Origin of the sequence: Mucilaginibacter antarcticus, from assembly GCF_042686155.1 — a bacterium.
GTDB lineage: Bacteria > Bacteroidota > Bacteroidia > Sphingobacteriales > Sphingobacteriaceae > Mucilaginibacter > Mucilaginibacter antarcticus.
Window position 1 is genome coordinate 151588 of sequence record NZ_JBHUON010000004.1, and the last position, 19023, is coordinate 170610.

15 protein-coding genes are annotated in these 19023 nt (G+C 43.8%); 8 read left to right on the top strand and 7 right to left on the bottom strand.

Going from position 1 to position 19023, the window contains the following annotated elements:
• Positions 1–127: 127 nt before the first annotated feature.
• From ACFSYC_RS05495 to ACFSYC_RS05505, 3 genes are all read left to right on the top strand, one after another.
• The gene (locus ACFSYC_RS05495; protein ID WP_377124360.1) at positions 128–2017 is read left to right on the top strand and encodes a CocE/NonD family hydrolase; all 1890 of its coding nucleotides are present in this window, start codon (positions 128–130) and stop codon (positions 2015–2017) included.
• Positions 2018–2052: 35 nt separating this feature from the next.
• Positions 2053–3705, top strand: a complete 1653-nt coding sequence (locus tag ACFSYC_RS05500) for a M1 family metallopeptidase (RefSeq protein ID WP_377124362.1) — start codon at positions 2053–2055, stop codon at positions 3703–3705.
• 66 nt (positions 3706–3771) lie between these two features.
• Complete coding sequence (locus ACFSYC_RS05505) at positions 3772–4473, top strand: head GIN domain-containing protein (RefSeq protein ID WP_377124364.1); 702 nt, start codon at positions 3772–3774, stop codon at positions 4471–4473.
• 68 nt (positions 4474–4541) lie between these two features.
• Here the strand turns inward: ACFSYC_RS05505 and ACFSYC_RS05510 are convergent, their stop codons facing one another.
• Positions 4542–5579, bottom strand: coding sequence for a hypothetical protein (locus ACFSYC_RS05510; protein ID WP_377124366.1), 1038 nt, complete (start codon positions 5577–5579; stop codon positions 4542–4544).
• Positions 5580–5590: 11 nt separating this feature from the next.
• Positions 5591–7306 carry a glycosyltransferase family 39 protein gene (locus ACFSYC_RS05515; RefSeq protein WP_377124368.1) on the bottom strand — a complete coding sequence of 572 codons (1716 nt, stop codon included), beginning with the start codon at positions 7304–7306 and terminating at the stop codon, positions 5591–5593.
• Positions 7307–7404: 98 nt separating this feature from the next.
• Here ACFSYC_RS05515 and ACFSYC_RS05520 point away from each other — a divergent pair, with 98 nt between their 5' ends.
• Positions 7405–7860, top strand: a complete 456-nt coding sequence (locus ACFSYC_RS05520; protein ID WP_377124370.1) for a DinB family protein — start codon at positions 7405–7407, stop codon at positions 7858–7860.
• 110 nt (positions 7861–7970) lie between these two features.
• Here ACFSYC_RS05520 and odhB read toward each other — a convergent pair whose 3' ends face one another.
• From odhB to ACFSYC_RS05540, 4 genes are all read right to left on the bottom strand, one after another.
• On the bottom strand, positions 7971–9197 hold the full coding sequence (gene odhB, locus ACFSYC_RS05525; protein ID WP_377124372.1) for a 2-oxoglutarate dehydrogenase complex dihydrolipoyllysine-residue succinyltransferase: 1227 nt from the start codon (positions 9195–9197) through the stop codon (positions 7971–7973).
• 15 nt (positions 9198–9212) lie between these two features.
• Positions 9213–9905 (bottom strand): hypothetical protein, encoded by a 693-nt coding sequence (locus tag ACFSYC_RS05530; RefSeq protein ID WP_377124374.1) that lies wholly within the window; start codon positions 9903–9905, stop codon positions 9213–9215.
• 2 nt (positions 9906–9907) lie between these two features.
• Positions 9908–12709 (bottom strand): 2-oxoglutarate dehydrogenase E1 component, encoded by a 2802-nt coding sequence (locus ACFSYC_RS05535; RefSeq protein WP_377124376.1) that lies wholly within the window; start codon positions 12707–12709, stop codon positions 9908–9910.
• 344 nt (positions 12710–13053) lie between these two features.
• Positions 13054–14349, bottom strand: a complete 1296-nt coding sequence (locus ACFSYC_RS05540; protein WP_377124378.1) for a DASH family cryptochrome — start codon at positions 14347–14349, stop codon at positions 13054–13056.
• Between the two features lie 189 nt (positions 14350–14538).
• Between ACFSYC_RS05540 and ACFSYC_RS05545 the strand changes: the two genes are divergently transcribed.
• From ACFSYC_RS05545 to ACFSYC_RS05560, 4 genes are all read left to right on the top strand, one after another.
• Complete coding sequence (locus tag ACFSYC_RS05545) at positions 14539–15198, top strand: TetR family transcriptional regulator C-terminal domain-containing protein (protein WP_377124380.1); 660 nt, start codon at positions 14539–14541, stop codon at positions 15196–15198.
• Complete coding sequence (locus ACFSYC_RS05550; RefSeq protein ID WP_377124382.1) at positions 15188–15856, top strand: HAD family hydrolase; 669 nt, start codon at positions 15188–15190, stop codon at positions 15854–15856. Before ACFSYC_RS05545 ends, ACFSYC_RS05550 begins: the two co-directional genes overlap by 11 nt.
• Before the next feature lie 2 nt (positions 15857–15858).
• The gene (locus ACFSYC_RS05555) at positions 15859–17196 is read left to right on the top strand and encodes an ABC1 kinase family protein (RefSeq protein WP_377124384.1); all 1338 of its coding nucleotides are present in this window, start codon (positions 15859–15861) and stop codon (positions 17194–17196) included.
• 336 nt (positions 17197–17532) lie between these two features.
• The gene (locus ACFSYC_RS05560; RefSeq protein ID WP_377124386.1) at positions 17533–17847 is read left to right on the top strand and encodes a Dabb family protein; all 315 of its coding nucleotides are present in this window, start codon (positions 17533–17535) and stop codon (positions 17845–17847) included.
• A gap of 4 nt (positions 17848–17851) precedes the next feature.
• Here the strand turns inward: ACFSYC_RS05560 and ACFSYC_RS05565 are convergent, their stop codons facing one another.
• A complete protein-coding gene (locus ACFSYC_RS05565; protein ID WP_377124388.1) occupies positions 17852–19000 on the bottom strand; it encodes a DUF3095 domain-containing protein in 1149 nt (382 codons plus the stop codon).
• Positions 19001–19023 lie beyond the last annotated feature (23 nt).

A 19023-nucleotide genomic window follows, 5' to 3' on the forward strand; every position in this document is an offset into this window, starting at 1 on the left:
CCGCAAAGTTAAGGATTTTGCTAATTGGTGGTTAGTTAATTGGCGATTAGTTGAAGGTAAATTACCGTTTTTATACATTCTGCGGTCTTTTGCTTAAATTAGCTTCCTAACTGAGCTCATTATTACCATGAAAAAACTTTTACCGGCATTGCTGTTGGCCTTTATTGCCTTAAACAGTTGTGCACAAAGCGCCACGCAGCAAGCCGCTGACGATGCTGCTTACATTAAGACAAACTATACGAAAATGGAAAAGCAGGTTACCATGCGCGATGGTAAAAAACTATTTTGCTCCATTTATACGCCTAAAGATCAATCACAGAAATACCCTTTTATTATGACGCGTACGCCGTATAATGCTGCGCCTTACGGCACTGATTTTAGGGCCACACTTGGCCAAAACATGCTGCTGGCACGCGAGGGATTTATTTTTGTTTATGCCGATGTACGCGGCCGCTGGATGAGCGAAGGCGATTACGTTAACGTGCGTCCCTTTAACCCCAAAAAGAAAAGCAAAAACGACACCGACGAAAGCACCGACACTTACGACACGATTGACTGGCTGATAAAAAATGTGCCTAACAATAACGGCAAAGTAGGTATTGAGGGTATCTCTTACCCCGGCTTTTACTCGGCTGCTGCTTTACCCAACGCGCACCCCGCATTAAAGGCGGTATCGCCACAGGCACCGGTTACCGATTGGTTCATCGGCGATGATTTTCACCACAATGGCGCTTTCTTTTTGATGGATGCATTTTCGTTTTTGACCGGTTTTGGTGTACCAAGACCGAAGCCTATTACACCTGCCGAATTTAAAAACGGTATTAAATACACGCAAAAGGATAACTATAAATTTTACCTGGAGATGGGCGCACTGCCCAACTTTACCAGCAAATATTTGGGCGACAGCGTAACATTTTGGAACGATATGATGTCTCACCCTAACTACGACGAATTTTGGAAAGGGATGAACATCAGGCCACATTTAACTAATGTAAAACCTGCGGTATTAACCGTAGGCGGTTTCTTTGATGCCGAAGACGCCTTTGGCGCGCAGGCCGTTTACAAAGCGATCGAAAAACAAAATCCGCAAAGTGTCAAAAACATGCTCGTGCTGGGGCCATGGTACCACGGGGGGTGGGAACGCGCAGAGGGCGACTTTTTAGGCGATATCAATTTCGGCACAAAAACAAGTGTTTGGTTTCGCGAGAATGTGGAGCTGCCATTCTTTAACTATTACCTTAAAGGCAAAGGCAGCATGGACCTGCCAGAGGCTACCGTGTTTATAACAGGGGAAAACAAATGGCATAAGTTTGATACCTGGCCGCCCAAAAACACTAGCGAAAAAACACTGTACCTGCAACCAGGCGGCAAACTTGGTTTTGAAGCAGCAAAAGGCGGTGCATCGGCATTTGACGAATATGTGAGTGACCCTGCTGCACCGGTACCATACCAGGAAGGTGTGCAGCAAAACCGTACGCGCGAGTATATGATAGATGATCAGCGTTTTGCATCGCGCAGGCCTGATGTTAAATCGTACCAAACTGATACGTTAACACAAGACATTACCCTTGCTGGCCCCGTTATTGCAGACCTGTTTACCTCCATATCAACCACCGATGCTGATTTTGTGGTGAAGCTGATTGATGTATATCCTGAAGATGAACCTAACCCGGCCGTTAATCCTAAAAACATTACTATGGCGGGCTACCAGATGCTGGTACGCGGCGAGCTATTTAGAGGCCGGTACCGTAACTCGTTTGAAAAGCCCGAGGCTTTTGAGCCCGGTAAAGTAACTAAGGTTAAATATGATTTGCCGGATGTTGGCCACACCTTTAAAAAAGGTCACCGCATTATGGTACAGGTGCAAAGCTCATGGTTCCCGCTGATTGACCGTAATCCGCAGAAATTTGTTGACATCTACCATGCTAAAGATTCAGATTTTCAAAAATCGACCATCAGGATCCATCATCAGGGTGCAGCAGTGTCAAACATCAAAATAACTGTGCTTGATAATTAACTAAACGAAATTTAGATCATCAAACAAATAATAGAATGAAATCACTCCGGCTGATCGCTGCAATTGCTTTACTCCCCTTGTTTAGTCAAGCCCAGCTAATGGTGCAGAAGGAAAAATTTATGCGTGCCGACTCATTACGTGGTAACCTTACGCCTTTGCGTACTTGCTATGATATCAGTTACTATCATCTGGATGTGAAGTTTGATATCGACAAAAAGTATATCAGCGGCAGCAATCAATTTAAGTTTACTGCCACGCAGAATTTCACCAAACTGCAGTTTGATTTGTATGCTAACCTAACTATAGACAAAGTTGTTTATAAAGGTAAAAATCTACCGTTTACACGCGAGGCGGCGGCTGTATTTGTAACGTTCCCCAAAGCAATAAAAAAAGGCGCTAAAGATGAGTTTATTGTTCATTATAACGGCAACCCTACTATAGCTAAAAACGCGCCCTGGGATGGCGGTGTAGTATATACTAAAGATTCGCTGGGTACCGCATGGGTTGCTACTGCTTGCCAGGGCGCGGGTGCAAGTATCTGGTGGCCTACTAAAGATCATCAGGCCGACGAGGTGGACAGTATGCTCATCAGCATAAGCGTGCCTAAAGGTTTAAAAGATGTTTCTAACGGTCGCCTGCGCAAAACCACAGAGTTAAAGGACGGCTATACCCGTTTCGATTGGTTTGTTGGCAACCCAATAAATAACTATGACGTTGCCGCTAACATAGGCGATTACGCCCATTTTGGCGGTGTTTACCCCGGCGAAAAAGGTAAACTGACCACAGATTTTTGGGTATTAAGCTACAACGTAGAGAAGGCTAAAAAACATTTCGACCGGGACGTGCCGCGTATGTTAAAGTCTTTTGAATACTGGTTTGGCCCCTACGCCTGGTACGAAGACGGTTATAAGTTGATCGAGTCGCCACACTTGGGTATGGAGCACCAAAGTGGTGTTGCCTATGGCAATAAGTATAAAAGCGGCTACCTGGGTCGTGATCTATCAGGCACCGGATTGGGCTTAACCTGGGATTATATCATTGTGCACGAAAGCGGGCACGAGTGGTTTGGCAACAACATCACCTCAAAAGATATTGGCGATATGTGGGTGCACGAAAGCTTTACTGATTACTCAGAATCGCTGTTTATTGAAAGCACATCTACAAAACAAAAAGGTCAAGAGTACGTGTACGGCCTGCGCAGAAGCATTGGAAATCGTACGGCGGTTGTAGGCCCTTACAACGTTAATAAAGAAGGATCGGGTGATATGTATAACAAAGGCTCGGTTATATTGAACATGACGCGCACAATTATCAACGATGACGAAAAATGGCGAAACATTTTACGCGGCCTCAATAAAACCTTTTATCATAAAACAGTTACGTATGATGATATCACGGGGTACATTACTAAGCAAGCCGGTATAAACCTATTGCCATACTTCGATCAGTATTTACGTTACCCTAAATTACCAACTATTGAGTTTAGCACTATAGAGGGCAAGTTAGCTGCCCGTTGGAAAGCAGATGCCAAAGATTTTACTATGCCGGTAAAAGTGCGTGCAAAAGGCGGCGAATTTAAGTTCATCAGCTTTGGCGATACTTACACGCCGGTAAATATTGAAGGCATTAATAAAGACAATGTAGAGGTAGACACTTTTAATTACTATTTAACGGTAGCTATAAACTAATTTCAGTTTTTGTGTAACGCTACCGGTTAAACTAGCGTCATATATCAAACTAAACAAAATTCAACTATGAAATTATCTAAAACCTTTATCACACTGCTACTATTTACAGCGGGCAACGTAACGCTTGCAAAAGCTAATAAGGTTGACCGCCATTTAAGCAGTTTCCACGCTGTCAACGTAGCCGGATCATTTGATGTGGTGATTAAGCAGGGATCAACAGAGTCTGTTGTAGTTGATGCGCCTGCGGATGTGATCAACTACGTTATAACTGAGGTTAGTAATGGCAGCCTTAAAATATATACCAGGAACAACCAGGGCTGGAAAAACCTGTTCAGCAATAAAAGAATTGTAGTGTATGTAAACATTAAAACGGTGGACGCGATCTCATTAACAGGCTCGGGCGATGTGTCATTTAAAGATGGGGTAACTGCAAATTTACTTAAGCTTGCGTTAACCGGCTCGGGCAATGTTATGGGCAAAATAACAGCCAAATCGCTTGATGCAAGCATAACCGGATCAGGCGATGTAAATGTATGGGGTCATGCTAATGATTCTAAAGTAAGTATAACCGGTTCGGGCGATTACTCTGGTGATAAGTTAACCACCGCCAGCACCTCGGCATCAATAGGCGGCTCCGGCGACATCACAGTGCATGCCAGCGAGAACCTGCAGGCCCGTATCTCCGGATCAGGTGATATACATTACTCCGGCAATCCTAAAAATGTTATCAAAAGCAAATCAGGCAGTGGCGATATTAGTAGCAACTGATATTCGGCTTTTCTTATAAACAAGAAAGGAGATGCCATGCATCTTCTTTCTTGTTTATACCGTTTTGCTTAATCTCTCTCGAATCGCTTCAACACTTTTCGCCCCAAATCATAACTCACCCTAAACACCTGCTGGTTATCATTTAAATTACCGGGCGAGAAATGGAAGCTAAAGATAAACTGTCCCTTCACTCTGTCAGTCAAAAATGGTGTGTAGATCAGATCTACACGATTATACGTGGGTTTAGAATAATAAGAGTCGCCGTAAACAATATTGCTGCCCTGGCCTTTATAAAACTCCTCGTACAAAGCAAACTTGTGGTAGCTTAAAAAGGCTTTAAAAACAAATCCCTTCGGGGTACGAAAGCCGTCAACGCCGCGAGAGCGCTCTAATGACATCAAACCCCCAGCCTCAACAGTTAAGGAGTCAAAAACGGTTTTGTGGCTAAAATCCATTCCCAGTTTGATCTCGGCGCCGCCATTATCTGTGATATGGTCAGTCGGCAATAATACCTCTGCTCCTGCATCATGCATCAGCAAGAAATAATGCGACACATAAAACGGACCATAAGGCTGTGGCTTATACTTACCCGATAAACCGAACAAAAATTGCTCGCGTTGCGTCAATGTCTGGCGGCTCACCCAGTCAATCCAGGCCGTTTCAGTAAAATGCTCGTTTTGATAGCGTGCCATCAAACCCTCAACGTTGGGGCGATAGTAGCGCAGGGTATCATTTAATAAAGCACGCGGGTAATCGGTTAGCAGCTCTTCCCGCGGGAAAGCGCCGGCATAAAAGTTCCAGTTGGTAGTGCTGTTGCCATATTTATAATAGGCTATTGGGTCAACCTTGCGAAAAAAAGGCACTGCGCCAAACTCGTGCAAAGCGTTAGCGCCGACAATAAAATGGTGAAGGCTATCCAGATTAAGGCCAAAGTCTAAATCGGTACGTGTACCCGAATAGGTTCGCGATCGTGGGATAAAAGCTTTATACTCGCGGTTATCCAAAAAGGCCATGCCGTTAAAGTTCACGTCTAAACTTTGCTGTGCAAATGCCGACGTGGCGGTTATAGTAAATAGCGAAACGATGAGGTATAGTTTTTTTAACATAGACTGTAAGATTATTCAACTTCAAGATCAATGATCCTGCTGTTTTTGCTTCCTTCAAAAGGTTGAGTGCGTATTGAAAAAATGGTTTCGTAGCTGCCTTTCATGTTCGGCGCGGTTAGTTTAAATGTGTAATGCGCGCTTTCGCCGGGTTTTAGGCTGATGTTGTTAAAATCATCCCCGCTTTTGGCGGCCTGTATAAAACCATCGTGCCTGAAAAACACGGCACCCAGCGTTACTTTATTTTGCACACCTGCATTACTAAAATTAACGGCGTAAGGATATGGATTAATGATGGTTAAATCAATATCCCGTTTCTCACCCGCGCGTAATTTTAATGAAGTATAGGGCGCTGTAATCTGTATTTTTTGATAGGTACGTACATCAGCTATCCACGCAGCATACCACTTACCCCCTTTAACATTTATGGTATCGGTTACCGGGCTATCCGCAGTATCAATTAAGTGGTAAGCCCGTTGGTGCTGCAGCTGCTCTTCCATTGGCCAAATATCAAACTGCGTCCGGCGGTAATACCGCGAATCGTATGAGAAACATTTTAAACTGTTGGTATAGTAATTATACTTGGCCGGATTTTGAAAGCCGTTATCCATAATTACATAGTTGTCGCCCACTTTTTGTTTAACGGTTTGCGCCCATTCTTTAAAACCGTAATAGCTTTTAATTTGCCCAATGTGTGTAACTAGGGGAAGCTCAAACAGCATCCCTAATCGCAGTGCGAAAATCAATACAATATTAATCAGTGCCAGGGTATTGAACCATTTCGGTACGCTCCCCCACTGTTTAAACCGAATCAGCGCCAGCATAACCAGCGGCGCAAAAGCAATCAAGGTCCAATGCGGTTGTGCTTCGCCCCTGAAAGTAGTAAAAAAAAAGAAAGCGAATATACCTATCCCATTTACCATCAGGCAGCGTATAAAGGTATCTTTAATTTTAGTGGTAAAGGCAGCGTAAAACAAAAACCAGCCAACCAACGGGCCTGCCATTAACAGCTGACCGGGGACGTAGAGGTAGCTGTTTTCGGGATTATAAACTTTAACCGCACGCTCATACAAGTGATAATTTACAGACGGATACCCATGTTGTACCTGCCATAAAATATGCGGGATAAATAATGCAACTGCAATAGCGGCAATGGCCCAAAATGTAGGCCGTTTAAGTAATTTAATATTGCTGATAATCGTAAAGGCCACCAGCAACACCGCATGATATTTACTGTAAAGCATACAAGCTATCACTAACCCAAGTATAATAGCCAATAGCCAGCTGTCCTCCTCAATATATCGCTGATAAAAATAGTAGAACAGCACCGCGAAGAAAAACAGTGGCGCATCCGGCGTTGTGGTAAAGCCGTAAATGTGTAATATCAGCGTACCCGATACTACTAGTATAAACGCCCATACATCTACAGCATACTTTTTAAGTATCAGCCACAAAATATAAATAGCGGTGCTACTGGTTAATACCGTAATAAGGCGCAAGCACAGCTCGTTATGCATTAAACTATCGCCGATGCGGATAAATAGAGCAACCATGGGCGGATGGTCAAAGTACCCCCAATCCAGGTAGCGCGAGTACATCCAGTAGTAAGCTTCGTCGGCGTGTAGCTCTAACGTGCCGGCCTGTAAGGCGTTAAATATCGTCCAACCTAACAAAAAGTACCAAATCGGTTTATCAGAAGTTTGTATTTTTTGTGCGGGCGATAACGTCATTTAAACGGATATATACTTTTTACAAAGTTATATAAATATTGCAGAGCGGCTACAATTGTAATTGCCTATAGCTTTACATTAGCAGAAAACTTAACACCATGACCAAAGCAATTGAAATAATAAAAATGCCCCGCCTGCATGTGCTTAAAGCTATTGAAGGGTTAACGATAGAACAGTTGAACATAATACCTGCCGGCTTTGCTAACAACATTATCTGGAACCTGGGCCATATGGTAGCTGCGCAGCAAGGCGTATGTTATCGCCGTGCAGGCGAGGCCACTATGATTGACGAAGACTTTTGGAACACTTTTAAACCGGACAGCAAACCCGAACGTTTTTATGATGAAACAGACCTTGAAAAAATAAAGGAACTGTTTATTTCGACATTAGATCAGTTAGAGCTTGACCTGGTAAGCAAAACTTTCCCTAATTACACACGCTTTACAACTCGTTACGGCGCGGAGCTAAGCAGTATACAGGATGCCGTAAGCTTTTTACCTTTCCATGAAGGTTTCCATATAGGATATATTTTTGCCTTAAAACGGGCGTTATAGCGGCTGATCAAGTTGATGTCATTGCAAATAATGACCGAAGTAATGACAAACATATAAAAGCAAAGAGGCCCGGAATTTCCGAGCCTCTTTGCTTTTATATGTGGGAGTAGTTACACCCCTAATAACAGTCTAGCAGGGTCTTCCAGCAATTGTTTTACCCTTACCAAAAAGCTAACCGACTCGCGGCCGTCAACAATACGGTGATCGTATGACAGAGCTACGTACATCATGGGGCGAATAACCACCTGGCCTGCTACAGCTACCGGACGCTCAATGATATTGTGCATGCCCAAAATAGCCGACTGCGGCGAATTAATGATTGGCGTAGATAACATAGACCCAAACACACCGCCGTTGGTAATAGTAAAGGTACCGCCGGTCATTTCCTCCAGTGATAATTTATTGTCGCGGGCTTTGCCGGCTAAAGCAACAACAGCCTTTTCAATTTCGGCAAGGCTCATGCTGTCTGCATTACGGATAACCGGAACAACCAGGCCTTTAGGTGCAGAAACCGCGATAGAGATATCAGCAAAGTTGCTGTAAATAACTTCTTCGCCCTCTAAACGTGCGCCAACAGCAGGCCAGTCTTTCAACGCCTCTGTAACCGCTTTAGTGAAGAACGACATAAAGCCCAAGCCCACGCCGTGTTTCTCTTTAAATTTATCTTTGTATTTGCTGCGGATCTCCATAATTGGCGACATATCGACTTCGTTAAAAGTGGTCAACATCGCTGTTTCATTTTTAACCTGTACCAAGCGCTTAGCCACGGTTTTACGCAATGGCGACATCTTTTCGCGACGCTCGCTGCGTTCGCCGGCTTTAACCGGGGCTGCGGCAGGGGCAGGTGTCGCGGCTGGCGTTGAAGATTTAGCTTCAGCTGCTTTTGCAGACTGTGCATCTTCTTTAGTTATACGGCCGTTTACGCCACTACCTGCTACGGCAGTTGCTTCAACGCCTTTTTCGGCCAATATTTTAGCTGCGGCAGGTGATGGTGTGCCCGACGCATAAGTAGCTCCTTTATCGGCAGCAGGGGCAGCTTCTACTTTAGCAGTAGCCGGTGCAGACTCATCTGCTTTGGCAGCATTTATGGCTGCAGTGGCTCCGCCTTCTTCAATGCTGCAAACAACAGCACCAATGGCTAAAACATCACCCTCCTGGGCTATGGTTTTTAATACACCTGCTTTTTCGGCAGTAAGCTCAAAGGTTGCTTTATCAGATTCCAGTTCGGCAATGGCTTCATCCATAGCTACGGTATCGCCGTCTTTTTTTAACCAGCTTGATAAGGTTACTTCTGTGATCGACTCGCCAACCGGCGGAACTTTAATTTCTAAACTCATATTTCTGTAAGTATGTTATTTATAGTCATGGCTATCAGCCAATCTAAGCATCATTATTTTTGTCCATAACACATCAGCAACGTTATGCATCCCCTTGTTGCCTGGGTGAGCCTGTATACCCGGATGTGAATATAAGCCGTATGAAAAATTTGAACTATCAGCTAAAATTTTTTTAAGTGATACTGCTGGTTTATGATTGATCATTAAACTATCAGCAGCACTACCCCAAACAGATGTGCCTGCCAGTATAACAACTTTAGGGTTATTGATCCTAAAATAATTTAATAATGCTACATAACGCATTTCAAACATATCCAGATCAACATCTGGCGGTACATTTTCTCCAATCCTCATTATTACCAGTTCAGGTTTGGTGTCGCGCAAATTTTTTAGTTCAAGATCAAAATCATAATGCTTCGCATCCATTTCAAACCAACTAATGTTTTTAGCTGTAACATTTACCCTTGGATTTTTTGATAAGAAACGGCTCGTCAAAATATGCACGTAGTCCGAATCTGGCACAGTCGCGGCCATCCCCCAGTTTCCGTCCCATCCTATCGCAGGATTTTGTGGCGAATAAGTAATACTATTACCCAATATTACTACGTTATTAAACATTAACGTACTTTCAATGGGTTTAGTGGCTTGTTTTTTACAACAAAGTAAAAGCGACCATACCGAAAGTACACAAAGCAAGCGCCACTTCATTGCTAATCAGCACCCGCAGTAGCCATTTTCTTGGCTGTTTCTTTTACCGCTTGTTTTTCTTTTTCACCTACCGGTGCTTCAAAAGCTTTTGAAATAATGTACAATTGCTGCGCGGCATGCTGTTTAGCAAAACCGGTGGCAGTACTAGCGCTCTCATTACGAGAAATCACGTTATCAAATCTTAAAGCCTCTTCAGTACGAGATTTACGGTATAGGTATGGCCAGGCGCCCATATTCTCCGGCTCCTCTTGTACCCATATAAAATCAGCCGCCTTATTGTATTTTGCCCTGATAGCGCCTATTTGCTGCACCGGGGTTGGATACAATTGCTCTAACCGTACAATAGCTACATCTTTACGATCATCAGCCTGTTGTTTCTCTAACAAATCATAATAGATCTTGCCAGAGCAGAACAATACGCGTTTTACTTTTTTAGCATCCGCATAAGTATCGTCAATAAGTTCTTTAAAACCACCTTCGGTAAAATCTGGAAATGGCGATACACATTTAGGGTTTCGCAATAAGCTTTTAGGTGTAAATATGATCAATGGCTTACGGAATTCTCGCGCCAATTGTCGACGCAGTACATGGAAGAAATTAGCAGGGGTAGTACAATTAGCTATCTGGATATTATTATCAGCACAGAGCTCCATAAAGCGCTCAATACGCGCTGACGAGTGCTCAGGTCCCTGGCCTTCATAACCATGTGGCAATAACATCACCAGGCCATTACCACGCTGCCATTTAGTTTCGGCGCTGGCTATATATTGGTCAATAATAGTTTGTGCCCCGTTAAAGAAATCACCAAACTGTGCTTCCCAAATGGTTAAAGCGTTAGGGTTGGCCAAAGCATAACCATATTCAAAGCCTAAAACACCATACTCAGAAAGTAAGGAGTTATAAATGCTGAATTTCTCACCTTCAATACTGTCCATCGGCGCATACTCTTCTTCAGAATTTGCCAATGTTAGTACCGCATGACGGTGAGAGAAAGTACCCCGCTTAACATCCTCGCCGCTTAAGCGTACCCTATGTCCTTCGCTCAGTAATGAACCATAGGCCATTAATTCGCCCATTGCCCAGTCAAAGCTTTGTGTCTCGTTAACCATTTTGGCACGATCTTCAAACAGCTTCTCAATCTTTTTGAAGAAAGTCTTGTCCTTAGGTAGCTCGGTTAATTTTTTACCGATAGCTAACAAATTTTCTTTGCTTACCGCTGTAGTTACAGATGTTGTGAAGTCGCGCTCGGTAGCCAGGTGTAAACCCTCCCAAGCGCCTGCAAACATGGGTATCGACTCTGTAAAGCGATCTTCTGCTTTAGCTTCGTCTAAATCTTTCTGTAGCCTGGCGCGAAAATCGGTTTCCATCTTTTTAACGTCCGCGTCGGTAACAACACCTTCGGCCATTAATTTCTTGAAATAAACCTCGCGTGGGTTAGGGTGGGCCTCAATCGCTTTGTACAAAACCGGTTGGGTAAACTTGGGCTCATCAGCCTCGTTATGCCCGTAACGGCGGTAGCACAGGATATCAATAAACACGTCGTCATGGAAAACCTGACGGTACTCCATTGCCATGTTAACCACATAAGCAAGGGCTTCTACATCGTCGCCATTAACATGGAAAACCGGCGATAATACCGTTTTAGCTATGTCAGTACAATAGGTACTTGAGCGAGCGTCAATAAAGTTGGTGGTAAAACCTATCTGGTTGTTAATTACCAGATGTATGGTACCGCCCGTGCGGTAACCATCTAATTTTTCCATTTGCAATACTTCGTAAACAATGCCTTGTCCGGCTATCGAAGCATCACCATGTATTAATATAGGAGCGATCTTGGTATGATCGCCATTGTATTTAAAGTCTATTTTTGAGCGCGTCAAACCTTCAACAACAGGGTCAACCGCTTCTAAATGCGATGGATTTGGGCAAAGGCTAAGGTGAACTTTTTTACCGTTCTCGGCCTCAACATCGGTACTAAAACCAAGGTGATATTTTACGTCACCACCGGCTGTAGAATCGGCGTCATAGTTTTTACCTTCAAACTCAGAGAAGATCTCTTTGTACGTTTTTTTCATGATGTTGGCCAACACGTTCAAACGTCCGCGGTGTGCCATGCCAATAGTAAACTCTTCAATACCCAGGGTACTACCCTTTTGTATTACAGAGTCCATAGCAGGTATTAGGGCTTCAGCGCCTTCTAACGAAAAACGTTTTTGACCAAGAAACTTGGTACCCAAAAAGTTTTCGAAAATTACGGCCTCGGTAACCTTGCGCAGCATCAGCTTTTTATCATCGGCAGAGAAGGACGGCTTATTGCGCGCACTTTCCATACGGCTTTGAAACCACTTGGTTTTTATTGGGTTACGTATGTATAAATACTCAACACCGATAGTGCCGCAGTAAGTTTGCTCCAACATTTCGTAGATATCGCGCAGCTTTGCGGGGCCAATGCCCAGCTCGACACCAGCATTAAATACGGTATCAAGATCAGACTCGGCTAAACCAAAAGTCTCAAGCTCCTTACCGGGAAAATATTGACGACGCTCCCGTACCGGGTTGGTTTTAGCAAACAGGTGTCCCCTGCCGCGGTAACCGTCGATCATGTTTAGAACATTGATCTCTTTTAAAAAATGCTGCGGCGTTTCTGCGCTTACAGACGGGGCATTAGCGCTGCGCCCGAAATCAAACCCTTCAAAAAATTTTTGCCAGCCAAAGTCCACCGATTGGGGGTCTTGTTTGTAGGCTTCGTACAAAGAATCAATAAAAGCGGCGTTATTACTATTTATATAATTGAGGCTATCCATGGTAAACCATTCTTAAGATTGTGCAAAGCTAAGCATAACCTGTTGTAAACTTTAAATAAAATGTAAATGATTTTATACTTTTTCAATAACAAAAACGCACAAACAAGCCACCAATTGTCTGTTTTAGAAAATCATTACGTCAATTAAACAAAATAATTTATTGTAAATGTTTTTGCAGATAAACCTTTAGATAGCCTAAGCCCTCAAAAAGTACGGCCAATAAGCCAATAATGATAGTAAATTGCTCAAAACTGTTCATAATATTAAATGTACCATATTTTAGGGCCGAAAGTATCATACTTTCGCAATATCTATCAGCTAGTAATTATTGGGGTACGAGTTTGCTAAACCGCTGCCTCGGCAGAGAGCCATTTGCAAATAAACTCGCTGTTAATGTCCAGCTCGCTGGCTTGTTTGGCAAGGTTAAAGTATTTGTTATCGCGTGGATCATGGCCTAAGCCGGCCACATAGGCCCAATTACCCCAGTTGCTGGCAGGCGAGTAATCGATCAACCTTTCTTCAAAGTATGCAGCTCCTTTTTTCCAATCAATCTCCAGATCGCGCACCAGGTAGCCTGCTACCATTTGGCGGTTAAAATTGGGGATGTATCCGGTAGCGTTAAGCTTGCGCATGCTTGCATCAATAAATGGCACACCCGTTTGGCCGGCTTTCCATTTTCTAAAAAGGTCTTCTTTCTCAGGCGATGTAGCTTCGGCTTGCTCGTCGGTAGTAAAATATTGCTTACCGTGCTTTTTAAACATAAAGCGAAAATAGTCGCGCCATAGTAGTTCTAAGTGCAGCATACCTGTGTTATGCGCATTATTGGCCTGTTCGTGTCTAATCACCGCCCAATACACCTGGCGCATAGATATGCAACCTAAGGCTAACCATGGTGCCAGTTTTGACGAACGATCAACCGTTGCACCATTGCGGCCTTTGGTAGGCTGTACCTGGGTGTTGTTTTCAAAATATTCATCCAGGCGTTTTAGTCCCTCAGTTTCGCCCCCGGCAAATTTTACGCGGCTTCGGGTATCGACTGCAGGTTCAATAAGCCCAAGTTGTTCAAGCGTCGGCAATTCGCCGGCGTCGGTTATTTGTGGGGTGACGATACTTTCGGGCGTAGCTATGGTAGGGCGCACATTGCTATCCCGCTCAACCTTTTTCTTAAATACGGCAAAGCTATCGGGGATATCTTTTATAGGGAAAGGCAAATCCTCTTTATGATATAAAGTGTGACCAATAAAGTGCTTAAGATTTAGCCTCAGCTTCCATAACGCGGTTTCAACCTGCTCAGATATATTAGTTTCCTCGTACGCTACTTCGCGGTGATGATATACTTCGTTCACGTTGTACTCTTCGGCTAATTGAGGGATAACTTCTGCGGGATTACCGATGCGGACAATTAACTCGCCACCCAAATGCTGCAACGTATTGCGCAAGTCTCCCACCGATTCTAACAAAAATTTAGCTCTTAAAGCCCCGGTTTTAGGAGAGCTATTGTTAACGGCATGAAAATAAAAGGGATCAAAACAATAAACCGGTAATATTTTGTCAGCCTTGCGTACAGCGTCCAACAGTATTTCGTTATCACGGATACGCAAATCATTTCTAAACCAAACCAGTATTATTTTTTCACTCATAATTGGCACCTACAAATTTGCGATTTATTTAGGGCAATACCCAGTTTCTATCTAATATTTGACATATGCCCAACATTTAAGCGTCGCCACATACAAAACATCCGGAATAAACAATGCATTCAATTTCTATACTTAGATGACATAACTAAGCACTTTTACACTTAACTTTATCCTGTAAATTAAATGATTATGGCAACGGTTGAAAGCATACAGAAAGGATATATTGATTACGTACTCACCGAGGGCGAACAGCCAAAATCGGTATACGTTTTCGCCAAGAAAAATGAAATGGCTGAGGAAGAGTTTTACAAATACTTTGGGTCGTTTGATGCTATTGAGCAGTTTATTTGGGATGATTTGGCAAAGCGCACACTTACAGAGATCAAAACTCAGGAAGTATGGGGCCAATATTCTGCAAGAGAAAAGGCGCTCTCTTTCTATTACAGCTTTTTTGAGTTGCTAAAAAGCAATCGCAGTTTTGCCGTTTACAGCGTTAAGAAGCAACCAAAAAGTTTAAGCACACCGGCAGTATTTAACGACCTGAGAGCAACTTTCGAGGACTTCGCCGAAGAGATCCTTAAAGAAGGCATTGAGTCGACGGAGTTGACTGACCGTAAATTCTTCGCTAAGCGATATAAAGACGCACTTTGGGTTCAGTTTGGTTTTGTGCTCCACTTTTGGATCAACGATAACTCTGCCGGGTTTGAAAAAACAGACGAGGCTATTGAGAAGGGCGTTAATGTAACGTTCGATCTTTTTCAACGCTCACCTATTGATAATTTGTTCGAATATGGCAAGTTCTTAGCTCAAAATAGCGGTCTAAAACAAACCATGGGCTTTGGCAAGTAAGCAGTTCGCAGTAATATTTGATATGGATGGTACCATGGTGGATAACACCCAGTACCATTTTAAGTCATGGCAAGTGTTATTTAAGAAGTACGACAAGGGCAACCTTACCGAACAAACCTACAAAGGCGAAATAAGCGGCACCCCTATTATCGATACCGTAACCCGCATTTTCGCAGAAGCGGATGTGGCCACCCGCCAGCTCCTGCTGAAAGAAAAGGAAGGCCTGTACCGTAAGTTCTATTCGCCCTACATAGGCCCCATTAATGGGTTGGAGAACTTACTGATTGAACTGAAAGATGCCGGCGTCAAACTGGCCATAGCATCATCAGCAACGGTAGATGACATTGACTTTGTGCTCAACCATGTTAAGGTGGCGCAGTATTTTGATGTGATTATCGATGGCAATCGGGTTAGCAAAGGCAAGCCGAACCCGCAGATATTTTTGAAAGCCGCTGCTGATTTGGGTGTGCTACCCAAAGACTGTATCGTTTTTGAGGATTCTATAGCAGGCATTACTGCAGGCCATGCCGCGGGGATGAAAGTAGTAGGCATAACCACCGCCCACCCTGCAGAGCGATTGCAACCTACCGATCTTGTCATCAATGACTTTACAGAACTGAATCCGCAGCGCTTAGCTGCATTGTTTACTAACGATTAGTGATGAGCGACAATAAAGAACAAAACAGCATACCTACCTCAAAGGTTGAACGATCTGCCAAGTTTGTAAAGACGGGCTTTAAGGTTGGCGGCAACTATATCAAGCATTACTCTAAGAAACTGTTTAACCCTGACCTTGACCGCACCGAGCTAAACGAAGACAACGCGGCCGACATCTACCAGTCATTAAGCGAGCTGAAAGGCAGCGCCCTAAAGGTTGCGCAGATGCTGAGTATGGATAAGAACCTGCTGCCGCAGGCGTATGTTGACAAGTTTACACAATCGCAGTACAACGCGCCGCCACTGTCGGGGCCGTTGATTGTGCAAACGTTTAAGAAGTACTTTGGCAAGTCGCCCGAGCAGATCTATGATAAGTTCAACATCCGCTCTAGCAACGCTGCCTCAATAGGCCAGGTACACCAAGCCGAGCTGAACGGCAAGAAACTGGCCATCAAGATCCAGTATCCCGGTGTTGGCGATTCGATATCGTCTGACTTGAAGCTGGTTAAGCCCTTCGCGTTCAGGTTACTGGGGATGAGTGAGAAGGAGCTTGACGTGTACATGCGTGAAGTGGAAGAGCGCTTGTTGGAAGAGACTGACTATGAGCTGGAAGTACGCCGTTCTATCGAGTTTAGTACTGCTTGTGCTAACTTGAACAACGTTGTGTTCCCTAGCTATTACCCTGAGCTTTCGGGCAAGCGTATTATCACTATGGACTGGCTGGAGGGCAAGCACCTGCGCGAGTTTTTGGCTACCAACCCATCGCAACAGCTGCGCGACAAGATAGGCCAGGCGCTTTGGGATTTTTACAACTTCCAGCAGCATGAGCTGCGTGCCGTGCATGCCGACCCGCACCCCGGCAACTTCATGATCACCGGGGATGACAAGCTGGGGGTGATTGATTTTGGCTGCATTAAGGTGATGCCCGATGAGTTCTACTACCCGTTCTTCTCGTTAACGGCGAGCAACCTGCTTGATAATAAGGACGAAACCATCAAGGCCTTCCGTAAGCTGGAGATGATATGGCCCAATGATACGCCTGCGCAGGTGGAGTTCTATTATAGCTTCTACAGGCAGATGATCGTTCTGTTTGCCAAGCCCTATATGTCAAGCGAGTTTGATTTTGGGCGTACCGAATTCTTTGAGGAGCTGTTTAGCTTTGGCGAGAAGTTAGCTAAGATGCCCGAGTTTAAGCAGGCCCGTGGCGTTAAGCATTTCATCTACGTTAACCGCACCAACTTTGGCCTGTACAACATACTGCACGAGTTAAAGGCCAACGTTAAAACGGATACCTACAAGCCCCATGTGGTAGACAGGTTTGAGGCAGATGCTGTGGTTTAACGGCGCTTGTTTCACGCGTGTGTGACACAGATGAAACAAGTGAAACAACATTTTGACTTAATACACTAAAAATCAGATAATTACTAAAATTGAGTGAAACAAAATGAAACAAAATTTTGAATTAATTGTCTGATTATCAATTGGTTAAACAATCACCGGTTGCAACAACGTTTTCGTCAGTAAATGTAGGTTCTAAACATTATTAATCATCTTATAATCAACAATTTGCAGTCCTGTTATTTATTGGATGAAACACGAGTATCTGGCACATAATTTAAGTCATCATTTGGCTATTTTCGATCTTTGCACACTATATTTACGGCAAAAAACAACACTATGCAATTAAAAAACACTTTTGTACACCAGGTATATTTTTGGCTGCATAATAAAGCCGATGTCCCTAAACTGATAGAGGGCCTTGAAGTAATGTTACCTATAACTTCTATCCGCGATATACATATTGGCGCACCTGCACCCAGCGAAGAGCGCGATGTTATTGAGCGAAGCTATGATGTATCTTTATTGGTAACCTTTGCTAACCTTGCCGATCATGACCATTACCAGGTCGACCCGCTGCATGATATCTTTCGTGAGCAATATGCAGGTCCGCTTTGTAAAAAGGTGATGGTATTGGATAGTGTGGATGCATAAGCATCTACACAACTAATTTCTTCTTTAACATAATGGCTGCTTGCGTATAGCCACCCTCAGATCCGTCAACAAAGTGGATATGATCGTCGCGCAGGTCGCGTACGTAGCATGACATTACCGATGCGCTGCTGATATAGATTCCGTAATAGATTTGCCCTGCCGTTTCCATTTCGTCTAAAAACTGTTGCAAGGCGGTGCGTTGCCGGGCATTACCGGATATTACCGTATTTATCCGCCCATCAATAACCAGTGTGTCAGACATTTCTACCAAGTTTTTCAGGTAATTTTTGCCATCACGGGTTCTGAAATAAATGTATCCATATAGCATCAGCAGCCAGGTGTTTATCAGCTCCACCCATCGTATTTTACCCAGCCGCGCACGCATTTCTTCACCTAATTTATTAAAAGTGCTTTTCAGTTTTAGTTTAGCTATTGATATAGGCTGACGTTTTGATAACGAGCCATACAACTCATCAATTTTGTCCATCACCTGCTTAAACGCGTCAGATTGTTGCGTATCCCCGGCCGTGATCACTAGCAGGGTAACCACCTCTTCCTTATCCTCGGGCGGCGGTATCCGGTCCCAGCGGCATTGCATTCCGGTAAGGTCAATATCGTTGGCAGGTGTTGCATCGCTAAAAATATAGTCATCGCCTTTTATTATTTTTTCGGCATAGTGCAGTCCTTTGCCCAGTACAATAGGTACCGTAAAAGCGCGCGAGCTACTAAACTTAGCCAGGTGAATATGGTGCCCGCCCTCATAAATATCTTTAACCGAAACCGTACCACTGCGCAGTTCCAGATCAAAATTTTCGAACGTATTTTTGCGATACAAACTCAGCGCCTGCATTACATCATCAACAATATCGGGCGGAATAATAAAGGTGGCACCATCGCCCCCAAAAAAGAAGGGGATGCTGATATTTTTGCTAAAAGCGATATTTAACACCGTAACTATACTGCCGGTGGCAATTAAGTTTACATTTTGATGCCTGCCATTTAAAACAGCATCCGTAGAGTTTTTAATGTCGGTTATTACAACATGCCAGTCGTTAGGTACGTCTTTAAACAAATCAGCTTTTACCAACAACTGCCCAAGTGGCATGCGCTGGGCAGGCAGTTTAGCATAAAAAAGACTGGTATTTTGCGACATACTTAGTGAAACTGTTATTTACA

Excerpts from the sequence above, each read along its gene's own strand:
- ACFSYC_RS05495 (WP_377124360.1), top strand. The coding sequence starts at position 128 with ATGAAAAAACTTTTACCGGCATTGCTGTTGGCCTTTATTGCCTTAAAC.
- ACFSYC_RS05500 (WP_377124362.1), top strand. The coding sequence starts at position 2,053 with ATGAAATCACTCCGGCTGATCGCTGCAATTGCTTTACTCCCCTTGTTT.
- ACFSYC_RS05505 (WP_377124364.1), top strand. The coding sequence starts at position 3,772 with ATGAAATTATCTAAAACCTTTATCACACTGCTACTATTTACAGCGGGC.
- ACFSYC_RS05510 (WP_377124366.1), bottom strand. The coding sequence starts at position 5,579 with ATGTTAAAAAAACTATACCTCATCGTTTCGCTATTTACTATAACCGCC.
- ACFSYC_RS05515 (WP_377124368.1), bottom strand. The coding sequence starts at position 7,306 with ATGACGTTATCGCCCGCACAAAAAATACAAACTTCTGATAAACCGATT.
- ACFSYC_RS05520 (WP_377124370.1), top strand. The coding sequence starts at position 7,405 with ATGACCAAAGCAATTGAAATAATAAAAATGCCCCGCCTGCATGTGCTT.
- odhB (WP_377124372.1), bottom strand. The coding sequence starts at position 9,197 with ATGAGTTTAGAAATTAAAGTTCCGCCGGTTGGCGAGTCGATCACAGAA.
- ACFSYC_RS05530 (WP_377124374.1), bottom strand. The coding sequence starts at position 9,905 with ATGAAGTGGCGCTTGCTTTGTGTACTTTCGGTATGGTCGCTTTTACTT.
- ACFSYC_RS05535 (WP_377124376.1), bottom strand. The coding sequence starts at position 12,709 with ATGGATAGCCTCAATTATATAAATAGTAATAACGCCGCTTTTATTGAT.
- ACFSYC_RS05540 (WP_377124378.1), bottom strand. The coding sequence starts at position 14,349 with ATGAGTGAAAAAATAATACTGGTTTGGTTTAGAAATGATTTGCGTATC.
- ACFSYC_RS05545 (WP_377124380.1), top strand. The coding sequence starts at position 14,539 with ATGGCAACGGTTGAAAGCATACAGAAAGGATATATTGATTACGTACTC.
- ACFSYC_RS05555 (WP_377124384.1), top strand. The coding sequence starts at position 15,859 with ATGAGCGACAATAAAGAACAAAACAGCATACCTACCTCAAAGGTTGAA.
- ACFSYC_RS05560 (WP_377124386.1), top strand. The coding sequence starts at position 17,533 with ATGCAATTAAAAAACACTTTTGTACACCAGGTATATTTTTGGCTGCAT.
- ACFSYC_RS05565 (WP_377124388.1), bottom strand. The coding sequence starts at position 19,000 with ATGTCGCAAAATACCAGTCTTTTTTATGCTAAACTGCCTGCCCAGCGC.